This window comes from Nakamurella flava (genome assembly GCF_005298075.1).
Lineage (GTDB): Bacteria > Actinomycetota > Actinomycetes > Mycobacteriales > Nakamurellaceae > Nakamurella > Nakamurella flava.
In genome coordinates this window covers 611044-627591 of the sequence record NZ_SZZH01000001.1, presented here as the reverse complement: position 1 = coordinate 627591, position 16548 = coordinate 611044, and the positions used below count along the sequence as shown (strand labels likewise).

The 16548-nt window shown below is 71.0% G+C and carries 12 protein-coding genes and 1 pseudogene; 4 read left to right on the top strand and 9 right to left on the bottom strand.

The genetic code is table 11. From position 1 onward, the window contains the following. Positions 1 to 25: 25 nt before the first annotated feature. Positions 26 to 1603: an MFS transporter gene (locus FDO65_RS02845; RefSeq protein ID WP_205849739.1), complete on the bottom strand. Its 1578-nt coding sequence runs from the start codon at positions 1601 to 1603 to the stop codon at positions 26 to 28. Between the two features lie 354 nt (positions 1604 to 1957). On the opposite strand from FDO65_RS02845, the gene FDO65_RS02840 reads away from it, so the two are divergent. The 3 genes and pseudogenes from FDO65_RS02840 (at position 1958) to FDO65_RS02830 (ending at position 8023) form a co-directional block, all read left to right on the top strand. Further along, positions 1958 to 3751 carry a cation:proton antiporter gene (locus FDO65_RS02840; protein ID WP_137447953.1) on the top strand — a complete coding sequence of 598 codons (1794 nt, stop codon included), beginning with the start codon at positions 1958 to 1960 and terminating at the stop codon, positions 3749 to 3751. Between the two features lie 28 nt (positions 3752 to 3779). Next, positions 3780 to 6647: pseudogene (locus FDO65_RS02835) on the top strand (alpha/beta fold hydrolase); the annotation flags it as partial. A 404-nt stretch (positions 6648 to 7051) separates the two neighbouring features. Further along, a complete protein-coding gene (locus FDO65_RS02830; protein ID WP_137447952.1) occupies positions 7052 to 8023 on the top strand; it encodes an ABC transporter permease in 972 nt (323 codons plus the stop codon). Here the strand turns inward: FDO65_RS02830 and FDO65_RS02825 are convergent. From FDO65_RS02825 to rpsA, 6 genes are all read right to left on the bottom strand, one after another. Further along, positions 8013 to 8477 (bottom strand): NUDIX hydrolase, encoded by a 465-nt coding sequence (locus FDO65_RS02825; RefSeq protein ID WP_137447951.1) that lies wholly within the window; start codon positions 8475 to 8477, stop codon positions 8013 to 8015. The two genes, FDO65_RS02830 and FDO65_RS02825, sit on opposite strands and share 11 nt — an antisense overlap. A gap of 140 nt (positions 8478 to 8617) precedes the next feature. After that, positions 8618 to 9049: a VOC family protein gene (locus tag FDO65_RS02820; protein ID WP_137447950.1), complete on the bottom strand. Its 432-nt coding sequence runs from the start codon at positions 9047 to 9049 to the stop codon at positions 8618 to 8620. 45 nt (positions 9050 to 9094) lie between these two features. Then, complete coding sequence (gene uvrB, locus FDO65_RS02815; protein ID WP_137447949.1) at positions 9095 to 11335, bottom strand: excinuclease ABC subunit UvrB; 2241 nt, start codon at positions 11333 to 11335, stop codon at positions 9095 to 9097. A gap of 86 nt (positions 11336 to 11421) precedes the next feature. After that, positions 11422 to 12357, bottom strand: coding sequence for a dephospho-CoA kinase (coaE, locus tag FDO65_RS02810; RefSeq protein ID WP_137447948.1), 936 nt, complete (start codon positions 12355 to 12357; stop codon positions 11422 to 11424). Between the two features lie 7 nt (positions 12358 to 12364). Beyond that, the gene (locus FDO65_RS02805; RefSeq protein WP_137447947.1) at positions 12365 to 13105 is read right to left on the bottom strand and encodes a hypothetical protein; all 741 of its coding nucleotides are present in this window, start codon (positions 13103 to 13105) and stop codon (positions 12365 to 12367) included. A 201-nt stretch (positions 13106 to 13306) separates the two neighbouring features. After that, complete coding sequence (gene rpsA / locus FDO65_RS02800) at positions 13307 to 14764, bottom strand: 30S ribosomal protein S1 (protein ID WP_137447946.1); 1458 nt, start codon at positions 14762 to 14764, stop codon at positions 13307 to 13309. Between the two features lie 302 nt (positions 14765 to 15066). On the opposite strand from rpsA, the gene FDO65_RS02795 reads away from it, so the two are divergent. Beyond that, a complete protein-coding gene (locus tag FDO65_RS02795; protein ID WP_137447945.1) occupies positions 15067 to 15903 on the top strand; it encodes a class I SAM-dependent methyltransferase in 837 nt (278 codons plus the stop codon). 19 nt (positions 15904 to 15922) lie between these two features. Here FDO65_RS02795 and FDO65_RS22000 read toward each other — a convergent pair whose 3' ends face one another. Beyond that, entirely contained in the window at positions 15923 to 16246 is a 324-nt protein-coding gene (locus FDO65_RS22000; RefSeq protein ID WP_166441977.1) for a hypothetical protein, read from the bottom strand. A 2-nt stretch (positions 16247 to 16248) separates the two neighbouring features. Continuing rightward, positions 16249 to 16413, bottom strand: coding sequence for a hypothetical protein (locus FDO65_RS21995; RefSeq protein WP_166441976.1), 165 nt, complete (start codon positions 16411 to 16413; stop codon positions 16249 to 16251). Positions 16414 to 16548 lie beyond the last annotated feature (135 nt).

The window sequence follows — 16548 nt, the reverse complement described above, 5'->3', positions numbered from 1 at the left end:
GCCGACCCCGGCCCGTCGGTCACGCTCAGAGTGCGTGGCCGGCCGGCGCCGACACCTCGGCGACCTGGTGCTTACCGGCATTGATCAGCACCAGAGCCGCCACGGTCGCCAGGCCGAAGATCACCGCGGCCCAGACGAAGGCGCTGCCGAACCCGTCGACCGCGGCCGCGGCCTGCAGCCGGCCGATCGCCTCGGGGGTCTGCTCGGTCGGCGGGTTGGCGGCCAGATAGGTGGCCGTGGCGGTGGCGGCGATGGTGTTCAGCAGGGCCGTACCGACCGAACCCCCGACCTGCTGCACCGTGTTGACGACGGCACTGGCCACCCCGGCGTCGTCGTTGGACACACCCACCAGGGCCAGGTTGGTGGTGGACATGAAGATGAAGCCCATGCCGACCGAGATAAGCAACTGCGCCGGCAGGATGGTCCCGAAGTACGTCGTCTCCGGGGTGATCTGCGACAGCCAGGCCAGGCCGATGAGGCCCAGCACAGTGCCGGCGGGTACCACGATGCGCGGGCCGATGCGGATGGTCAGCTGGGATCCGACCCCCGCGCCCACGATGACGCCGGCACTGAACGGCAGGAAGGCGAACCCGGCCTGGATCGGCGTGTACTGCAGGATCCCCTGCAGGTAGTACGTCAGGAACAGGAAGACGGCGAACAGGCCGGCCCCGACGAGCAGGCCGACCAGGTAGGCGCCGGCCCGGTTCCGGTTGGCCAGGATCCGCATCGGCAGCAGCGGGCTGCTGGACTTCAGTTCGACCACCACGAAGGCCACCAGCAACAGAACCGCCGCCGCCATCCAGCCGAGGGTGTTGACCGAACCCCAGCCGTGCTCGGCCGGCTGGGTGCACGCCCAGACCAGCGCACCGAGACCACCGGTGGCGAGCAGCGCGCCCGGCAGGTCGTAGTGGGTGCCACCGTGGATGCGGGATTCCTTGAGCACCCGCCAGCCGAAGAACAGGGCGATGGCGGCGATCGGGATGTTGACGAACAGGCACCAGCGCCACGAGAACCACTCGGTCAGCAACCCGCCGAGCAGCAGACCGACAGCCGCACCACCGCCGGCGATGGCGCCGAACACGGCGAAGGCCTTGGCCCGCTCCCGCTCCTCGGTGAAGGTCACGGTGATCAGCGACAGGGCGGCCGGGGCGAGCATGGCGGCGAAGACGCCCTGCAGCGCCCGACCGGTGAACAGCAGCAAGCCGGTGTGGGCGAAGCCAGCCAGCGCCGAGGCCAGGGCGAAGCCGGTCAGGGCGATCAACAGGATCCGCTTGCGGCCGAGGAAGTCGGCGACGCGGCCGCCGAGCAGCAGCAGCGCACCGAAGGGCAGCGCGTAGGCGGTCACCATCCACTGCCGGTCGGCGTCCGAAATGCCCAGCGCCACCTGCGCCTCCGGCAGGGCGATGTTCACGATGGTCGCGTCGAGGACCACCATCAGCTGGGCCAGGCCGATGACGGCCAGCGCGACCCAGCGGCGACCGTCGGCCGGTGCGGCGTCGGTGACCTCTTGTGCCTTCGGGACGGGGCCGGGCGCGGGGGGCGGGTCGTCGGCGACGGGGGCGCCACCGACCACCAGGTCGTCGTCGGAACGGAAATGTCGCACGGGGTCTCCATCTGGTCGGGACCGCACCGAGCCCGGATCAGGTTCGGCGGCACTGCACCGCCGGGCGACCGGCGGGATCCGGGTGGCGACGATGGCAAACCGGACGGACGGACGCCGACCGGTTCCGATCGGGAACCGCGCGCCGAGGGGAGTATGCCCAACCGCACCGACAGTCAGCGATGCGTTTCCGCTCTCAGCAGGAATGTCCGATCCGTGCTGACCCCGCAGGCGCCCGGTCGACGCCGCATTCCCGCCTGGATCGGCGCGCCGACCACCCCGCACCGTCGTCGCGACCTGCAACGATCGGCCCGGACCGGAGCGCCGTGCGGCAGACCGGCAGAACGGAGGTCTGCGATGAGCGGATTGACGCCGACCATCTTCCTCGTCCTGGGCGTGGTGCTGATCAACGGGATGGCCGGGCGCCTCGGCGTCCCCGCCCCGATCCTGCTGGTGGTCGCCGGTGTGGGGGCCTCGTTCATTCCCGGGGTGCCGCACGGCAACCTGGATCCCGACCTGGTGCTGAACGTGCTGCTCCCGCCGCTGCTCTACGCCGCCGCCGTGGAGGGTTCGGTCATCGCCTACCGCGCGCTGCTCCGCCCGATCGTCCAGCTGGCCGTGGGCATGGTGCTGGTCACCGCCTTCGTCGTGGCTCTGGTCACGGCCTGGCTGATCCCGGACCTGCCGTTCGCGGCCGCGCTCGCGCTGGGGGCGATCGTCGCCCCGCCCGACGCGGTGGCTGCCGTCGCCGTGGCCCGCCGGGCCGGCCTGCCGCAGTCCGTCACCACGGTGCTGGAAGGTGAGTCGCTGTTCAACGACGCGACGTCGCTGGTGCTGCTGAAAGTCGCCATCGGCGGCATCGCCGCCGGCTCGATGGCCTGGGGCCGGGCGTCGGTCGAGCTGGTGTGGGCGACCGCCGGCGGCATCCTGGTCGGGCTGCTCTGCGGCGTGGCCGTGTCGTGGTTGCGCCGATCGACCTCGGCATCGCTGCCGGTGACCGCGATCTCGCTGGTCGTGCCATTCGTCGCCCACGATCTCGGCGACCGGGTCGGCGCCTCCGGGGTGCTGGCCGTCGTGGTGGCCGGCCTGGTGCTCGGTTTCCGGCAGCCGTTCGACCTGCAACCCGAGGTGCGCCTGACCCTCGGCGCGACCTGGGGCACCATCCGCTACGTCCTGGAAGGCGCGGTGTTCGCGCTCATCGGCCTGGAACTGTGGACCATCCTGACCGCCCCCGAGGAGGTCGGCGGATGGTCGGTCGTGGGCATCGCCGGCGCCGTGCTGGCGACCGTGATGCTGATCCGACCCCTGTGGATCTTCGTCAGCTCCTACTTGTTGCCGCGGCCGCGCCGCCGACCGTCGATCACTGATCCGGCGGACCCGGTCGAACCGGCCCCGACCGGTTGGCGACCACTGGCCGCGGTGTCCTGGGCGGGGATGCGCGGAGTCGTCTCGCTGGCCGCCGCGCTCGGCCTGCCCCTGGACACCCCGTTCCGGAACCTGCTGATCCTGTGCACGCTGGTCGTCATCATCGGCACCCTCGGAGTGCAGGGGGTGACGCTGCCGGCCGTCATCCGGGCCCTGCGTCTGCCCGCCGGACCGGACCTGCTCACCGAACGACTGCAGGCCCGGCAGCTGGCCGGCCGGGAGATCCGCCGCCGGGTCGAGGAGGAGATCGCCCAGCACGGCGTTCCGCCGAAGGAAGCCGAGCGGCTCCGCTCATGGATCTCGTTCCGCAGTTGGCAGCACCTGGGCGACGAGCAGCACCGGGCCCGGGGAAAGGACCGGGACCGCCCCAGCCTGAACACCGTGACGTTGGACTCCGTCGCCCACTGGCGGCGCACCCTCATGTCGATCGAACGGGACGTGTTCGTCTCACTCCGCAACTCCGGACGGATCTCGGAGGAGGTTATGCGCGACGTGGAGTACGGCCTCGACCTCGAAGAAGCGCTGCTGGAGCGCCGGATCGACGACGCCACCGGTCATCTCGACCAGCTACGGGCCGAGCGGGACCAACCCGGCCCGACCGCGGAGGAGACCGGCGGCTGGCTGGCCGGGTTCACCGGACGCCCCGGCGACGGACCGCGGACGGTGGGCGGCGGACAGCCGTCGGACGACGCCGACCGCCGTCGCCCATCTGGCACTGTGGAGTGATGATCGCGTCGTCTGTCCGAGTCCCCGGTTGAGCGGCCGCCTGCGTCGCCTGCTCGACACCCGGGGCAAGCGCATCACCGCCGCAATCGTCGTCCTGGCGCTGGTCGCCGGTGTCGTGTGGATCGCCGTACCGACCGCTCAGGCCGCTCCGATACCGACCCGCGACGTGACCATCACCGCAGCGGGCGGACCCGGGGTGGCCGAACCCGTGCAGCTGGACGCCACCGTGTACCTCCCGGCGACCACCCCCGCCCCGGCCGTCATCGTCGCCCACGGTTTCGGCGGGTCCAAGCAGTCGGTGGCCGGCGACGCCGAGGATCTGGCCCGGGCGGGGTTCGTCGTCCTGGCGTATTCGGCCCGGGGGTTCGGGCGCTCGACCGGCCAGATCGGACTGGACTCGCTCGATTACGAGATCCCGGACGGCCGGGCCGTCGTCGACTGGCTGGCCCAGCAGCCCGAGGTGCAGCAGGACGGACCGAACGATCCCCGGGTGGGTGTGACGGGCGGGTCCTACGGCGGAGCGCTGTCGCTGATGCTGGCCGGCACCGATCCGCGGGTGGACGCGGCGGTGCCGTTGATCACCTGGAACAACCTCGAGCAGGCCCTCTTCCCCAACATGCAGACCACCGAGGCCGATCTGGCGGCCGGGACGCCGGCGGCCGCGGCCGGGGTCGATGACGGGGTGTTCAAGAAGCTGTGGGCCTCGACGCTGATGGCGTCGGTGACGACCGGTGCGGCCCTGGCCGCATCGCCGACCGGCATCGCGACCGGTGACAGCGGTGACAGCGGGTTCGTCCGGCGGGGCGGTGGTTCGTCGACCGCGGCGACGCCCGCGCAGACCGCGGTCCCGACCGCCGGGGCCGACAGCGGTTCCGACCCGGCCGGCGCGGTCACCGAGTCGTCCGAGCCGTCCTCGGCCGCCACCTCCTCCCCCTCCTCCTCCTCCTCCGACGGGAACGGCACCGGCACCAACGGCGGCGGGTCGACCGACATCGGCTCCCTCGCCGCCCAGGTCGGTTGCGGAAGGATGATGCTGCAGCTCTGCGTGGCCTATGCCGAGGCGGCGCAGACCGGCCGGATCAATGACGACCTCGCCGCGCTACTGCAGCGCTCCAGCCCCTCGCAGGTGGTCGGCGACATCACCGCACCGACCCTGCTGGTCCAGGGTGAGCGGGACACGCTCTTCGGGCTCGACCAGGCCGACGCGAACGCCCGGGCCATCGCCGCGAACGGCACCCCGGTCGCGGTGACCTGGTACAACGGCGGCCACGACGGCGGTAGCCCGGACGCGGCGACGGAGACACAGATCACCGACTGGCTGCGCTACTACCTGCAGCCGCCGCTGCCCGCCGGATCGTCGGCCCCCGCCCAGCCGTCCGGGGCCTTCACCTACACCGTGGACGGTCCGCTGAGCGATAGCGGGGCCGCACGGAGTCGCACCCTCCAGGCGTCCTCCTACCCCGGTCTCACCGCGGGGACCAGCACCGACCGGCCGTCGATCGCGCTGACCGGCGATCCGCAGTTCGCCGTCAACCCCCCGGGGGCCTCACCCGCGTCGATCTCGACCCTTCCGGGGTTGTCGGGGATCGCCTCGACGGCCCTGTCGACATTCCTGGGCGGGCTACCGGGTCAGACGGCCCGGTTCCGCTCGGCCCCGTTCAGCGATCTGACGCTCATCACCGGCACCCCGCGGGTCACGGTCACGGTCTCCCGCCTGCCCCTGCCCACCGCGACGACGGACGCAGCCTCCACGGGGGCCGCCGACGACGGTGCCGTGTTGTTCGCGTCGCTCGCGAAGGTGTCGGAGGGCGGCACCCGGAGCCTGGCCGGCGGGGCGGTCTCCCCCATCCGGCTCACCGACCTACCGGCCGACGGTTCACCGGTCACGGTCACCGTGAGCCTGCCGGCCGCGGCCCTGCAGGTGGAACCGGGTTCGACCATCGAGGTGAGTCTGTCGACCACGGACCAGTCGTTCGCCGGCCCGACCCGGCCGGCCGCGTACCGCATCGCCCTGGCCGACCCGGCCACCGGGGTGTCGGGCGCCGGGATCTCCGCTCCGGAAGTGCCCGGCGACCGGGTGTCGGCGTCCGAGATCCCCGTCGGCCAACTCGTCGGGTTGATCGTGGTGGCGGCGCTGCTCGCGCTGGCCCTGCTGTTCGGCGGCCGGGTACGCCGCCGCCCCAAGGACGTCGACCCGGCGCTGGCCGACGTCCCGCTGTCGATCACCGGGCTGGGCAAGGCCTACCCCGGGGGTGTGGCGGCCGTCCAGGACGTCGGCTTCCGGGTGGAGAAGGGGCAGGTGCTGGGTCTGCTCGGCCCGAACGGGGCCGGGAAGACGACGACGTTGCGCATGGTGATGGGGCTCATCACCCCCACCGCCGGCGAGATCCGGGTGTTCGGTCACCGGGTCACCCCGGGCGCACCCATCCTGTCCCGCATCGGGTCGTTCGTGGAGGGGTCCGGGTTCCTGCCGCACCTGTCCGGCCGGGCCAACCTGGAGCTGTATTGGAAGGCCACCGGCCGGCCCGCCGAGGATGCGCATCTGGACGCGGCACTGGCCATCGCGGGGCTCGGCAAGGCGGTGGACCGGCGGGTGCGTACCTACTCGCAGGGTATGCGCCAGCGCCTGGCCATCGCCCAGGCGATGCTGGGCCTGCCGGAACTGTTGTTGCTGGACGAACCGACGAACGGTCTCGACCCGCCACAGATCCACGCCATGCGCGAGGTGCTGCGCCGGTACGCGGCCACCGGCCGCACCGTGCTGGTGTCCAGTCATCTGCTGTCGGAGGTGGAGCAGACCTGCACGCACGTGGTGGTCGTCCACCTGGGTCGGACCATCGCCGCCGGCACGGTCGGCGACCTGGTCGCCTCGTCCGGCGAGATGCTGTTCACCGTCGGTCCGGCGACCGGTTCGGGTGATCCCCGCGAACGGGCCGCGGAGGTACTGGCGCCGCTGGCCGACGACGTGGAGATCACCGAGACCGGTGTCGCCGCCGACCTGGGTACCCGGGACCCGGCCCTCGCGGTGACCGCGCTGGTGCAGGCGGGCGTGCCCGTCCAGGGCGCGGCGCCCCGCAACCGCCTGGAGGACGTCTTCCTGTCGTTGGTGGGCGCCTCGGGCGATCCCGGCGGGACGGGACGGGGAGCGGCGGCCGCGGGCAGCTCGTCCGACCATCCGGCCGGCGGAACCGGCACGCAGGGCGGGAACCGGCGCCGGTTCGGCCGGGGACGGCCGAACCCGGACGGTTCGGCTTCTGATGGACGACCGGTGGCCGGCGGCCCCCAGGACGGAGACCGGCGATGAGCCCCACTTCCGATGACCGTTCCGCGCCGCCGGCCGGTGGCTCCGGGGCCACGCACCGCCGCGATCATTCGGCGGATGCGGCGGTGGCCGCGATGAGCACGATGACCGGCTCGGTGCCGGTCGACGACGACGGCACCCCGGCGGGTTTCCGAGTCGACCGGACGCTGCCGATCCGCGTCGAACTGGCCCGGCAGCTGCGGCGGCGGCGGACCCAGATCTGCCTCGGGTTCATGGTGCTACTGCCGTTCATCCTGGTGGTGGCGTTCGCCGTCGGCGACGACGGGCCGAGTCGCGGCGCGGTCAACCTGGTCGACCTGGCCACCTCGGGCGCCATCAACTTCGCCATGGTGTGCCTGTTCTTCTCGGCCAGCTTCCTGTTGATCGTGGTGATCTCGCTGTTCTTCGGTGACACCATCGCCAGCGAGGCGTCGTGGTCGTCGCTGCGGTACCTGCTGGCCATGCCGGTGCCCCGCGTCCGGCTGCTCCGCCAGAAGGTCATCGTGGCCGGCCTGCTGTCGATCGTCTCGCTGGTACTCCTGCCGGTCACCGGATTGCTGATCGGGGCGATCGTCTACGGCTGGAACCCGGTGGAGACGCCGGTCGGGGTGTCCTTCACCGCCGGCGAGGGTCTCGTGCGGATCGGGTTGATCGTCGCCTACGTGGCGGTGCAGCTGTCCTGGGTGGCCGGCCTGGCCCTGCTGCTGTCGGTGTCGACGGACGCCCCGCTCGGGGCGGTCGGCGGGGCCGTGCTGATCTCGATCCTGTCGCAGATCCTCAACCAGATCGACGCTCTGGCCGATCTGCGGAACTGGTTGCCGACCCGCTACTCCTTCGCGTGGACCGGGGCGCTGGTCGACCCGATCCGGTGGGACGACATGATCCGCGGCGGGTTCCTCAGCCTGGTCTACTGCGCGATCTTCGTAGCCCTGGCGGTGGTGCGGTTCCGCCGGAAGGACGTCACGAGCTGACCGGCGCCCCAGCCCGCCGCCACCAGGCCAGCGCGGTGTCGACGAGGCCGACCCGGGGCAGGTCCTGGACCGTGGACAGCGGCCACCAGCGAGCCTCGTCGGTGGTGCCGTCGAGCTCCCGGGTCAGCACTCCCCCGGTGATCCGGGCGGTGTAGACGACCCGGACCGCTTTGAGCGACCGGTCGGTCGTCCGGTGGCGGCGGGCGGCCGGCAGTACGAACGAGTCGACGCCGAGCAGTGCGCCGAGTTCGACGTCGAAACCGGTCTCCTCGCGGGCCTCCCGGACGGCCCCCTGCTCGGCGGACTCGTCGAAGTCGACCCCGCCGCCGGGCAGGGTCCATTGCGCGGGAACGCCCTCGTTCCACAGGGCGAGCAGCAACTCGGGGCCGTCGTCACCGGCCCGGGCGATCACCGTGTACGCGGCGAACCGGGTGTCGTAGTCGGTGTAGTCCACCCGGCCATCCTCATCATCCGCGCAGCTGTGCCCGGTTCAGACGCGCGGGAGAGCGCCGATGCAGTTGCCGACCAGTTCGCCATCCGGCTCCGCTGGTCGACGGGTCGTGCGCGGATCGCCCTGCCGGCGACGCGGCGGCGTCATTGCACACAGAACTCGTTGCCCTCCGGGTCGGTCATGACCATCCAGTGATCGCCGTGCTCGTGACGGCGTTCCTCGACGACGGCCGCGCCGGCCGCGGTGAGCCGTTCGACACGGGCGACGACCGTGGCCCAGCGTTCTTCCGGGTCCTGGATCCCGCGCCCGACCGAGACGTCGAGGTGCAGCCGGTTCTTCACCGTCTTGCCCTCGGGAACCTGCTGGAAGAACAGCCGCGGCCCCACCCCGTCCGGGTCGCTGATGGCGCTGACCTGGTCCCAGTCCTCCGGCAGACCCCACGCCTTCTTCGCGTCGTCCCACGAGGTGAATCCCGGTGGCGGCGGGTCGAGTCGGTAGTCCAAGGCGATCTGCCAGAAGGCGGCCTGCGCACTCGGGTGGGCACAATCGAGCACGATCTGCACGGCGACGGCCATCTGCGTCCTCCTTGATCTGGGCGGGATCCGGCCAGGGACCGCCGACTACCTCGCGACCTTCTGGCGGCGGCTCTTCCCCTCGGCCGGGGCCGCATCGGCGTCAGCGACACCGGCGGCATCCATGTCCCGGATCTCCCGCTTGATCTCGTGGATCTCGTCCCGCAGGCGACCGGCCAGCTCGAACTGCAGCTCGCGGGCGGCCGACATCATCTGGTCGGTGAGCTGCTGGACGAGGTCGGCCAGTTCACTGCGGGCCATCCCGGCGGTGTTGACCGGTCCCGGCGGGGCCACCGCGGTGCCCTTGCCGGCCCCGCGACCGCCCTTCTCGCCCTGGGCCCGACGACCCCGGGAGGCGTTACGACCCGACCCGCCGATGGGCACCGGGCTGTCACCCAGGGCACTGTCCTCCGCCTCGGCGTACACCCGCTCCAGGATGTCGTTGATCTTCTTCCGCAGCGGCTGGGGGTCGATGCCGTGTGCCTCGTTGTAGGCCCGCTGCTTCTCCCGGCGCCGGTTCGTCTCGTCGATCGCCCGTTCCATGGAGGGCGTGATCTTGTCGGCGTACATGTGGACCTGGCCGTTGACGTTCCGGGCGGCCCGGCCGATGGTCTGGATCAGCGACGTCTCGGAGCGCAGGAAGCCCTCCTTGTCGGCGTCCAGGATCGACACCAGCGACACCTCGGGCAGGTCGAGACCCTCGCGCAGCAGGTTGATGCCGACCAGGACGTCGTACTCGCCCATCCGCAGCTCACGCAGCAGCTCGACCCGGCGCAGGGTGTCCACCTCGGAGTGCAGGTACCGCACCCGGATGCCCAGCTCGAGCAGGTAGTCGGTGAGGTCCTCCGACATCTTCTTGGTCAGCGTGGTGACCAGCACCCGCTCGTCGCGTTCGGTGCGGGCGCGGATCTCGCCGACCAGGTCGTCGATCTGGCCCTTGGTCGGTTTGATGACCACTTCCGGGTCGACCAGACCGGTCGGGCGGATGACCTGCTCCACGAACTCGCCCTGGGCGCGGCCCATCTCGTAATTGCCCGGGGTGGCCGACAGGTAGACCGTCTGCCCGATCCGGTCGGCGAACTCCTCCCAGGTCAGCGGACGATTGTCCAGCGCGGAGGGCAGCCGGAAACCGTGGTCGACGAGCACGCGCTTTCGAGAGGCGTCACCCTCGTACATCGCGCCGATCTGCGGCACGGTGACGTGCGACTCGTCGATGACGAGCAGGAAATCCTCGGGGAAGTAGTCGATCAGCGTGGCGGGCGCACTGCCGGGAGCCCGGCCGTCGATGTGCCGCGAGTAGTTCTCGATGCCGTTGCTGAATCCGACCTGGCGCATCATCTCGACGTCGTACGTGGTGCGCATCCGCAGCCGTTGGGCCTCCAGCAGCTTGCCCTGGCGGTCCAGCTCCTCCAGTCGCTCGGCCAGCTCCCGTTCGATGCCGGCGATGGCCGTGGCCATCCGGTCCGGTCCGGCGACGTAGTGGGTGGCCGGGAAGATGCGCAGCTCCTGGACCTCACGGACGACGTCGCCGGTCAGCGGGTGCAGATAGTAGAGCTGCTCGATCTCGTCGCCGAAGAACTCGATGCGGATGGCCAGTTCCTCGTAAGCCGGGATGACCTCGACGGTGTCGCCCCGCACCCGGAACGACCCACGGGTGAAGGAGACGTCGTTGCGGGAGTACTGCACGTCGACCAGCGCCCGCAGCAGGGTGTCCCGGTCGACGTTGTCCCCCACCGCCAGCGGGATGGACCGGTCGAGATAGGACTGCGGGGTGCCCAGACCATAGATGCAGGACACCGACGCGACCACGATGACGTCGCGCCGGGAGAGCAGCGACATGGTCGCCGAGTGCCGGAGCCGCTCGACGTCCGAGTTGATCGACGAATCCTTCTCGATGTAGGTGTCCGTCTGCGGGACGTAGGCCTCGGGCTGGTAGTAGTCGTAGTAGGAGACGAAGTACTCGACCGCGTTGTGCGGGAACAGCTCTCGCAGTTCGTTGGCCAGCTGCGCGGCCAACGTCTTGTTCGGCGCCATGACCAGTGTCGGGCGCTGCATCTTCTCCACCAGCCAGGCGGTGGTCGCGGACTTACCCGTGCCGGTGGCACCGAGCAGCACCACGTCCTTCTCGCCGTCGTTGAGGCGCTTCTCGAGCTCCTTGATGGCCTGCGGCTGGTCACCGGAGGGTTGGTACTCCGAGACGACCTCGAAGCGGCCGGCGGTACGCGGGATGTCGCCGACCGGGCGGTGCTCGGAGACGGCGAGAACGGGGTGTTCGGCGGGGAATGCCACGTATCAGAGGTTACGCGGGCCCACCGACAGCGGGTTGTCGGCAGACATCGGCCCAGGTCAGAGCACCGGTGCGGCCCGGGGGCGGCTCAGCGGAGACCGAGGAGCACGTCGACGTCGGCGGGCTGTCCCGGGTCGGCCGCGCCGTGTCGGTGGACAGCCGCATCGGCATCCCCGACGACGGCGACACCGCTGGGACGCGCCAGCGGTGGGAAGCCGGCCGCCGTCAGCTCCGGGAGCAACCGGGGGTCGACGGTCGCGGCGCGCAGGTGCACCGAACCGGGTGCGGGTCCGGTCGGCGCCAGGACCGTGACGGCGGATCCCGGGACCGCGGCGCCGATGCGGGCCGCCAACCGCCGCGCCGTGGCCGGGTCGGCGACGGCAGTCCCAGCACCCCCCGACGGATCCGCCACCCGGCCCTCGCGGACGTTGCGTTCGAAGGGCAGCAGCCGATCCCGCCAGAGCGAGTCGATGGTGGACTCCAGAGCCTCCGGCGCACCGTCGTTGTCGAGCCACTTGTCGGTGAGGGGGTCCCGGTCGGCATCGGTGATCTGCGCGGCGATCCGCGCCCGGGCGTCGGCCTCGGCCAGTCCGCGGTCGATCAGCCGGGCGACCCGCACCTCCGGATCGGCCCGGACCGTCAGGACCAGGTGGAACCCGGCGGCGACCCGCAGGTCGACCAGCAACGGGATGTCGTTGACGACGACGGCGTTTGCCGGGGCCGCCGCCCGCTGCTCCTCGAACAGGGCGCGGACCCGGGGGTGGGTGATGCTCTCCAGCCGCGTCCGGGCCGCCGGGTCCCCGAAGACGATCGCGGCCAGGGCGGGACGGAGCAAGGAGCCGTCCGCAGCGATGACGTCCGTACCGAACTCCGCGGCGATCTCGGCCAGACCGGCCGATCCGGGGGCCACGACCTCCCGGGCCAGCCGGTCCGAATCGATGACGACGGCGCCCAGTTCCGCCAGTCGCCGGGACACCGTGGACTTGCCGGCCCCGATGCCGCCGGTGACGGCAACGGTGATCACGGGGAGGTCAGCTCTTGAGCAGGCGGGCCAGCACGGCGTCACCGAGCTGCGGCAGGGTGCTGGTCAACGTCGCCTGATCGACACTGGCCGGGACCGCGACGGCCAACGTCCAGGTGTCGTAGGCCATGACGAGCAGGCCGCCGTCGCGGACGGCCACGGAGGCCGGGTAGCCGCCGACGGTGACCGGGGTGACGGTGCCGCCCTGGTTGGACTCGTTCTCGACGGTCACCTTCACCTGCTGCTGGGCGGCGGCGGCGTCCTTGTAGGTGGTCAGCGCCAGGGTGACCTGTCCGGACTTCTTGTCCTCGGCCAGGCCGTACAGGCAACGGACGCGCCCGACCTGACCGATCTCGGCGTTGACCTCGGCCACGTTGACCTTCAGCCGGTCGTTGGGGATGTCCGCCCCGAGGATGCGCTTGACGTCGGCCGCGTTCAGCAGCGAACCACAGTCGGCCTTGAGCGGGTCGACCGTCACGACGGGCCCGGTGGGCGCGGCGCTGCTGGCCGCGGCGGAGGAACCGGAGGCGGCGGTCTCGCTGCCGGGCGCGGCCGAGCCGGAGCCCGCCGTTTCACTGCCGGGAGCCGCCGAACCCAACCCGGCGTCGCCACTGCCGGGCGCCTCCGCCCCGCTGGAGACGGTGACCACCGCAGTCACCGTGTTGCGTGCCCCGGAACCCGATGAGCACGCGGACAACACCAGCAGGCCGGCGGTGACCGCCGACGTCATCACCGCAACAGAACGACGCATGCGACCACGGTAACCGGCGGCCCCACCCGGACGGGTGGGCGAAACGCGCGGCGGGACCAGTGTTGTCGAACGATCAGGTAACGGTCCGGATACCGGCTGGCGACGGTGGGCAGGAACGGCGAAGGGCCGCCCCGGGAATCCCGGGACGGCCCTCCACTTGTGACACGGAACGCGACGGTCAGGCCGCGTCGACCTGTTCGGTCAGTTGCCCGCGAGGCGCTCGCGCAGCGCGGCGAGCTGCTCGTCGTTGACCAGCGAACCGCCGGCCGACTCCTGGCCCTCGGTGCTGGCGCTGCCGGACGAGTAGTTCGACGGCTCCGCGGCCTCCGCGTCGGCCACCGCGGCCGCCGCGATCTGCTTGAGGTGACGCTCGTACACGGCGTGCGCGTCGGAGTACTGCTTCTCCCACGCCTCACGCTGGGTGTCGAAGCCCTCGAGCCACTCGCCGCTCTCGACGTCGAAGCCCTCCGGCGGCACGAAGTTGCCGGCGTCGTCGTAGTGGTCCACCACGCCGTACTGGGCGCGGACCTCGTCGAACTCGGTCTCGGTCGTGATGCCCTCGTTCGCCTGCTTCAGCGACAGCGAGATCCGGCGGCGCTCGAGATCGATGTCGATGACGCGGACGAAGATCTCGTCGTCGACCGACACGACCTGCTCCGGGATCTCCACGTGGCGACCGGCCAGCTCGGAGATGTGGACCAGACCCTCGATGCCGTCGTACACGCGGACGAACGCACCGAACGGAACCAGCTTGGTGACCTTGCCGGGCACGACCTGGCCGATGGCGTGGGTCCGGGCGAAGTGACGCCACGGGTCTTCCTGGGTCGCCTTGAGCGACAGGGAGACGCGCTCGCGGTCCATGTCGACGTCGAGGACCTCGACGGTGACCTCCTGGCCGACCTCGACGACCTCGCTCGGGTGGTCGATGTGCTTCCAGGACAGCTCGGAGACGTGCACCAGACCGTCGACGCCACCCAGGTCCACGAAGGCACCGAAGTTGACGATGGAGGACACGACGCCCTTGCGGACCTGGCCCTTGCCGAGCTGGTTGAGGAACTCGCTGCGAACCTCGGACTGGGTCTGCTCCAGCCACTGGCGACGGGACAGGACCACGTTGTTGCGGTTCTTGTCCAGCTCGATGATCTTGGCGTCCAGCTGGCGGCCGACGTACGGCTGCAGGTCGCGGACACGACGCATCTCGACCAGGGACGCGGGCAGGAAGCCACGCAGACCGATGTCGAGGATCAGGCCGCCCTTGACGACCTCGATGACGGTGCCGGAGACGACGCCGTCCTCTTCCTTGATCTTCTCGATCGTGCCCCACGCGCGCTCGTACTGCGCCCGCTTCTTGGACAGGATGAGACGGCCTTCCTTGTCCTCCTTCTGGAGAACCAGGGCCTCGACGTGCTCGCCGAGCTCGACGACCTCGCTGGGGTCGACATCGTGCTTGATGGACAGCTCACGCGAGGGGATGACGCCCTCGGTCTTGTAGCCGATGTCCAGCAGCACCTCATCGCGGTCGACCTTGACGATGGTGCCCTCGACGATGTCGCCATCATTGAAGTACTTGATCGTCTGATCGATGGCCGCGAGGAAGTCCTCAGCCGACCCGATGTCGTTGATGGCGACCTGCGGGGCGGTGACGGTGGGGGTTGACATGTGGTGGAGTACTCCGGACGTTGGATGTGTCGGAACGGTCGACCGGGGTTGTTCCCGGACGGAGGCCCGTTCAGGCCGGTGCGCCGCGGACCGGTTTCGTCAGGACGTGGCGATGCGCCCGAAGGGCGCCCAGCAGGCAGGCGAACGTTGTGGAGGATCACAGCGGTCACGAGAGGCCACGGCCGACGAGTGCGATCTGCTCCATACCGAGACAGCACAGACCCACAGCGCATCCAATATCTTACGCCCTGACCGGTCGTTCCGAATACACCCCCGTCCGTCCGGGCTGGGACGATGCGCGGGTGAGCAGCTCGCCCTTCCCGCCCCTCGGACCGACCCGCCCCCGGATCCGACCGGCCGACCAGACCACCTCCCGGTTGGCCAATCGCCGCTGGTGGGACGCCGACGCCGACGACTACCACGCCGAACACGGCTCGTTCCTCGGCGAGGTCGACCTGGTGTGGTGCCCGGAGAACCTCCGTGAATCCGAGGCCCAGCTGCTGGGACCGGTCGACAGCCTGCGCGGCCGGACCATCCTGGAGATCGGGTGCGGGTCGGCACCGTGCTCGCGGTGGCTCGTCACCCAGGGCGCCCATCCGATCGCCCTGGACCTCTCGGCCGGCATGCTGGGGCACGCCCGGGCGGCCGCCCGACGGACGGGGATCGACGTGCCGCTCGTCCAGGCCGACGCCTGCGAGCTGCCGTTCGCCGACGAATGCTTCGACCTGGTGTTCAGCGCTTTCGGGGCGATCCCCTTCGTTGCGGACTCGGCCGGCGCGATGCGGGAGGTGGCCCGGGTCCTGCGCCCCGGCGGCCGCTGGGTGTTCTCTGCCAACCACCCGATGCGCTGGGCGTTCCCGGACGATCCGGGGCCGGCCGGCCTGACCGCCATCCAGTCGTACTTCGACCGCTCGCCCTACGTCGAGGTGGACGAGCAGGGCGTTCCCGCCTACGTCGAGCACCACCGGACCATGGGCGACCGGATCCGGGAGATCGTGGCCGCTGGGCTGCGCGTGGTCGACGTGGTGGAACCGGAATGGCCGGACGACTTCGACGGCGTCTGGGGGCAGTGGTCGCGCCTGCGGGGGGAGATCTTCCCGGGGACGGCCATCTACGTCACCGAGAAGCCCGTCGACTAGTCCGTCGACCCCAGCGGACTCAGCGCTTCTCGCCGGGACCGGTCCCCCACGTCCCGCCCTGCGAGGGGCCGCCGTCGGGCGCCCCGGAAGCCGGCCCCGGGTACGCCGACCCCGACCCGTATCCGGACTGACCGTAGCCGGACGAACCTTGCCCCGTGGGGCCGAATCCGCTCGGGCCGTAGCCGGCTCGACCGGCGGAGGAGGCGCCGTAGCCGGCGGCCGGTTGGCCGCCCCGCTGCACCTGACCGGCCCACGCGCGCAGTTCACGGATCTCCTGCTGGATCGGCCATTCCTTGAAGGCGAACACCAGCAGCATGATCACGTTGACCAGCGGCACGAGCATGATCAGGATCCACCAGCCCAATAGCTGGCCTTGCGGATGATCTGGACGTAGGCGACCAGGAAGACGACCCAGACCGCCACCGACAGCACGATGATGGCGACCAGTGCGCCGGTGCCCAGCTGATCGGTGTAGTACGAGACGTCGGTGCTCGGAGCTGCGAGATTCATGGTGACCCGCCTCGGGACGGCACGATGCGACGCGCGCGGCGGATGCCGTGCATACGCGGAGCGTAGCGGCCGACGGCGCGATATCGGACAGGGATCGTCCGATCCTGCGCGAAGGGACATCGGTGACAGATCGGA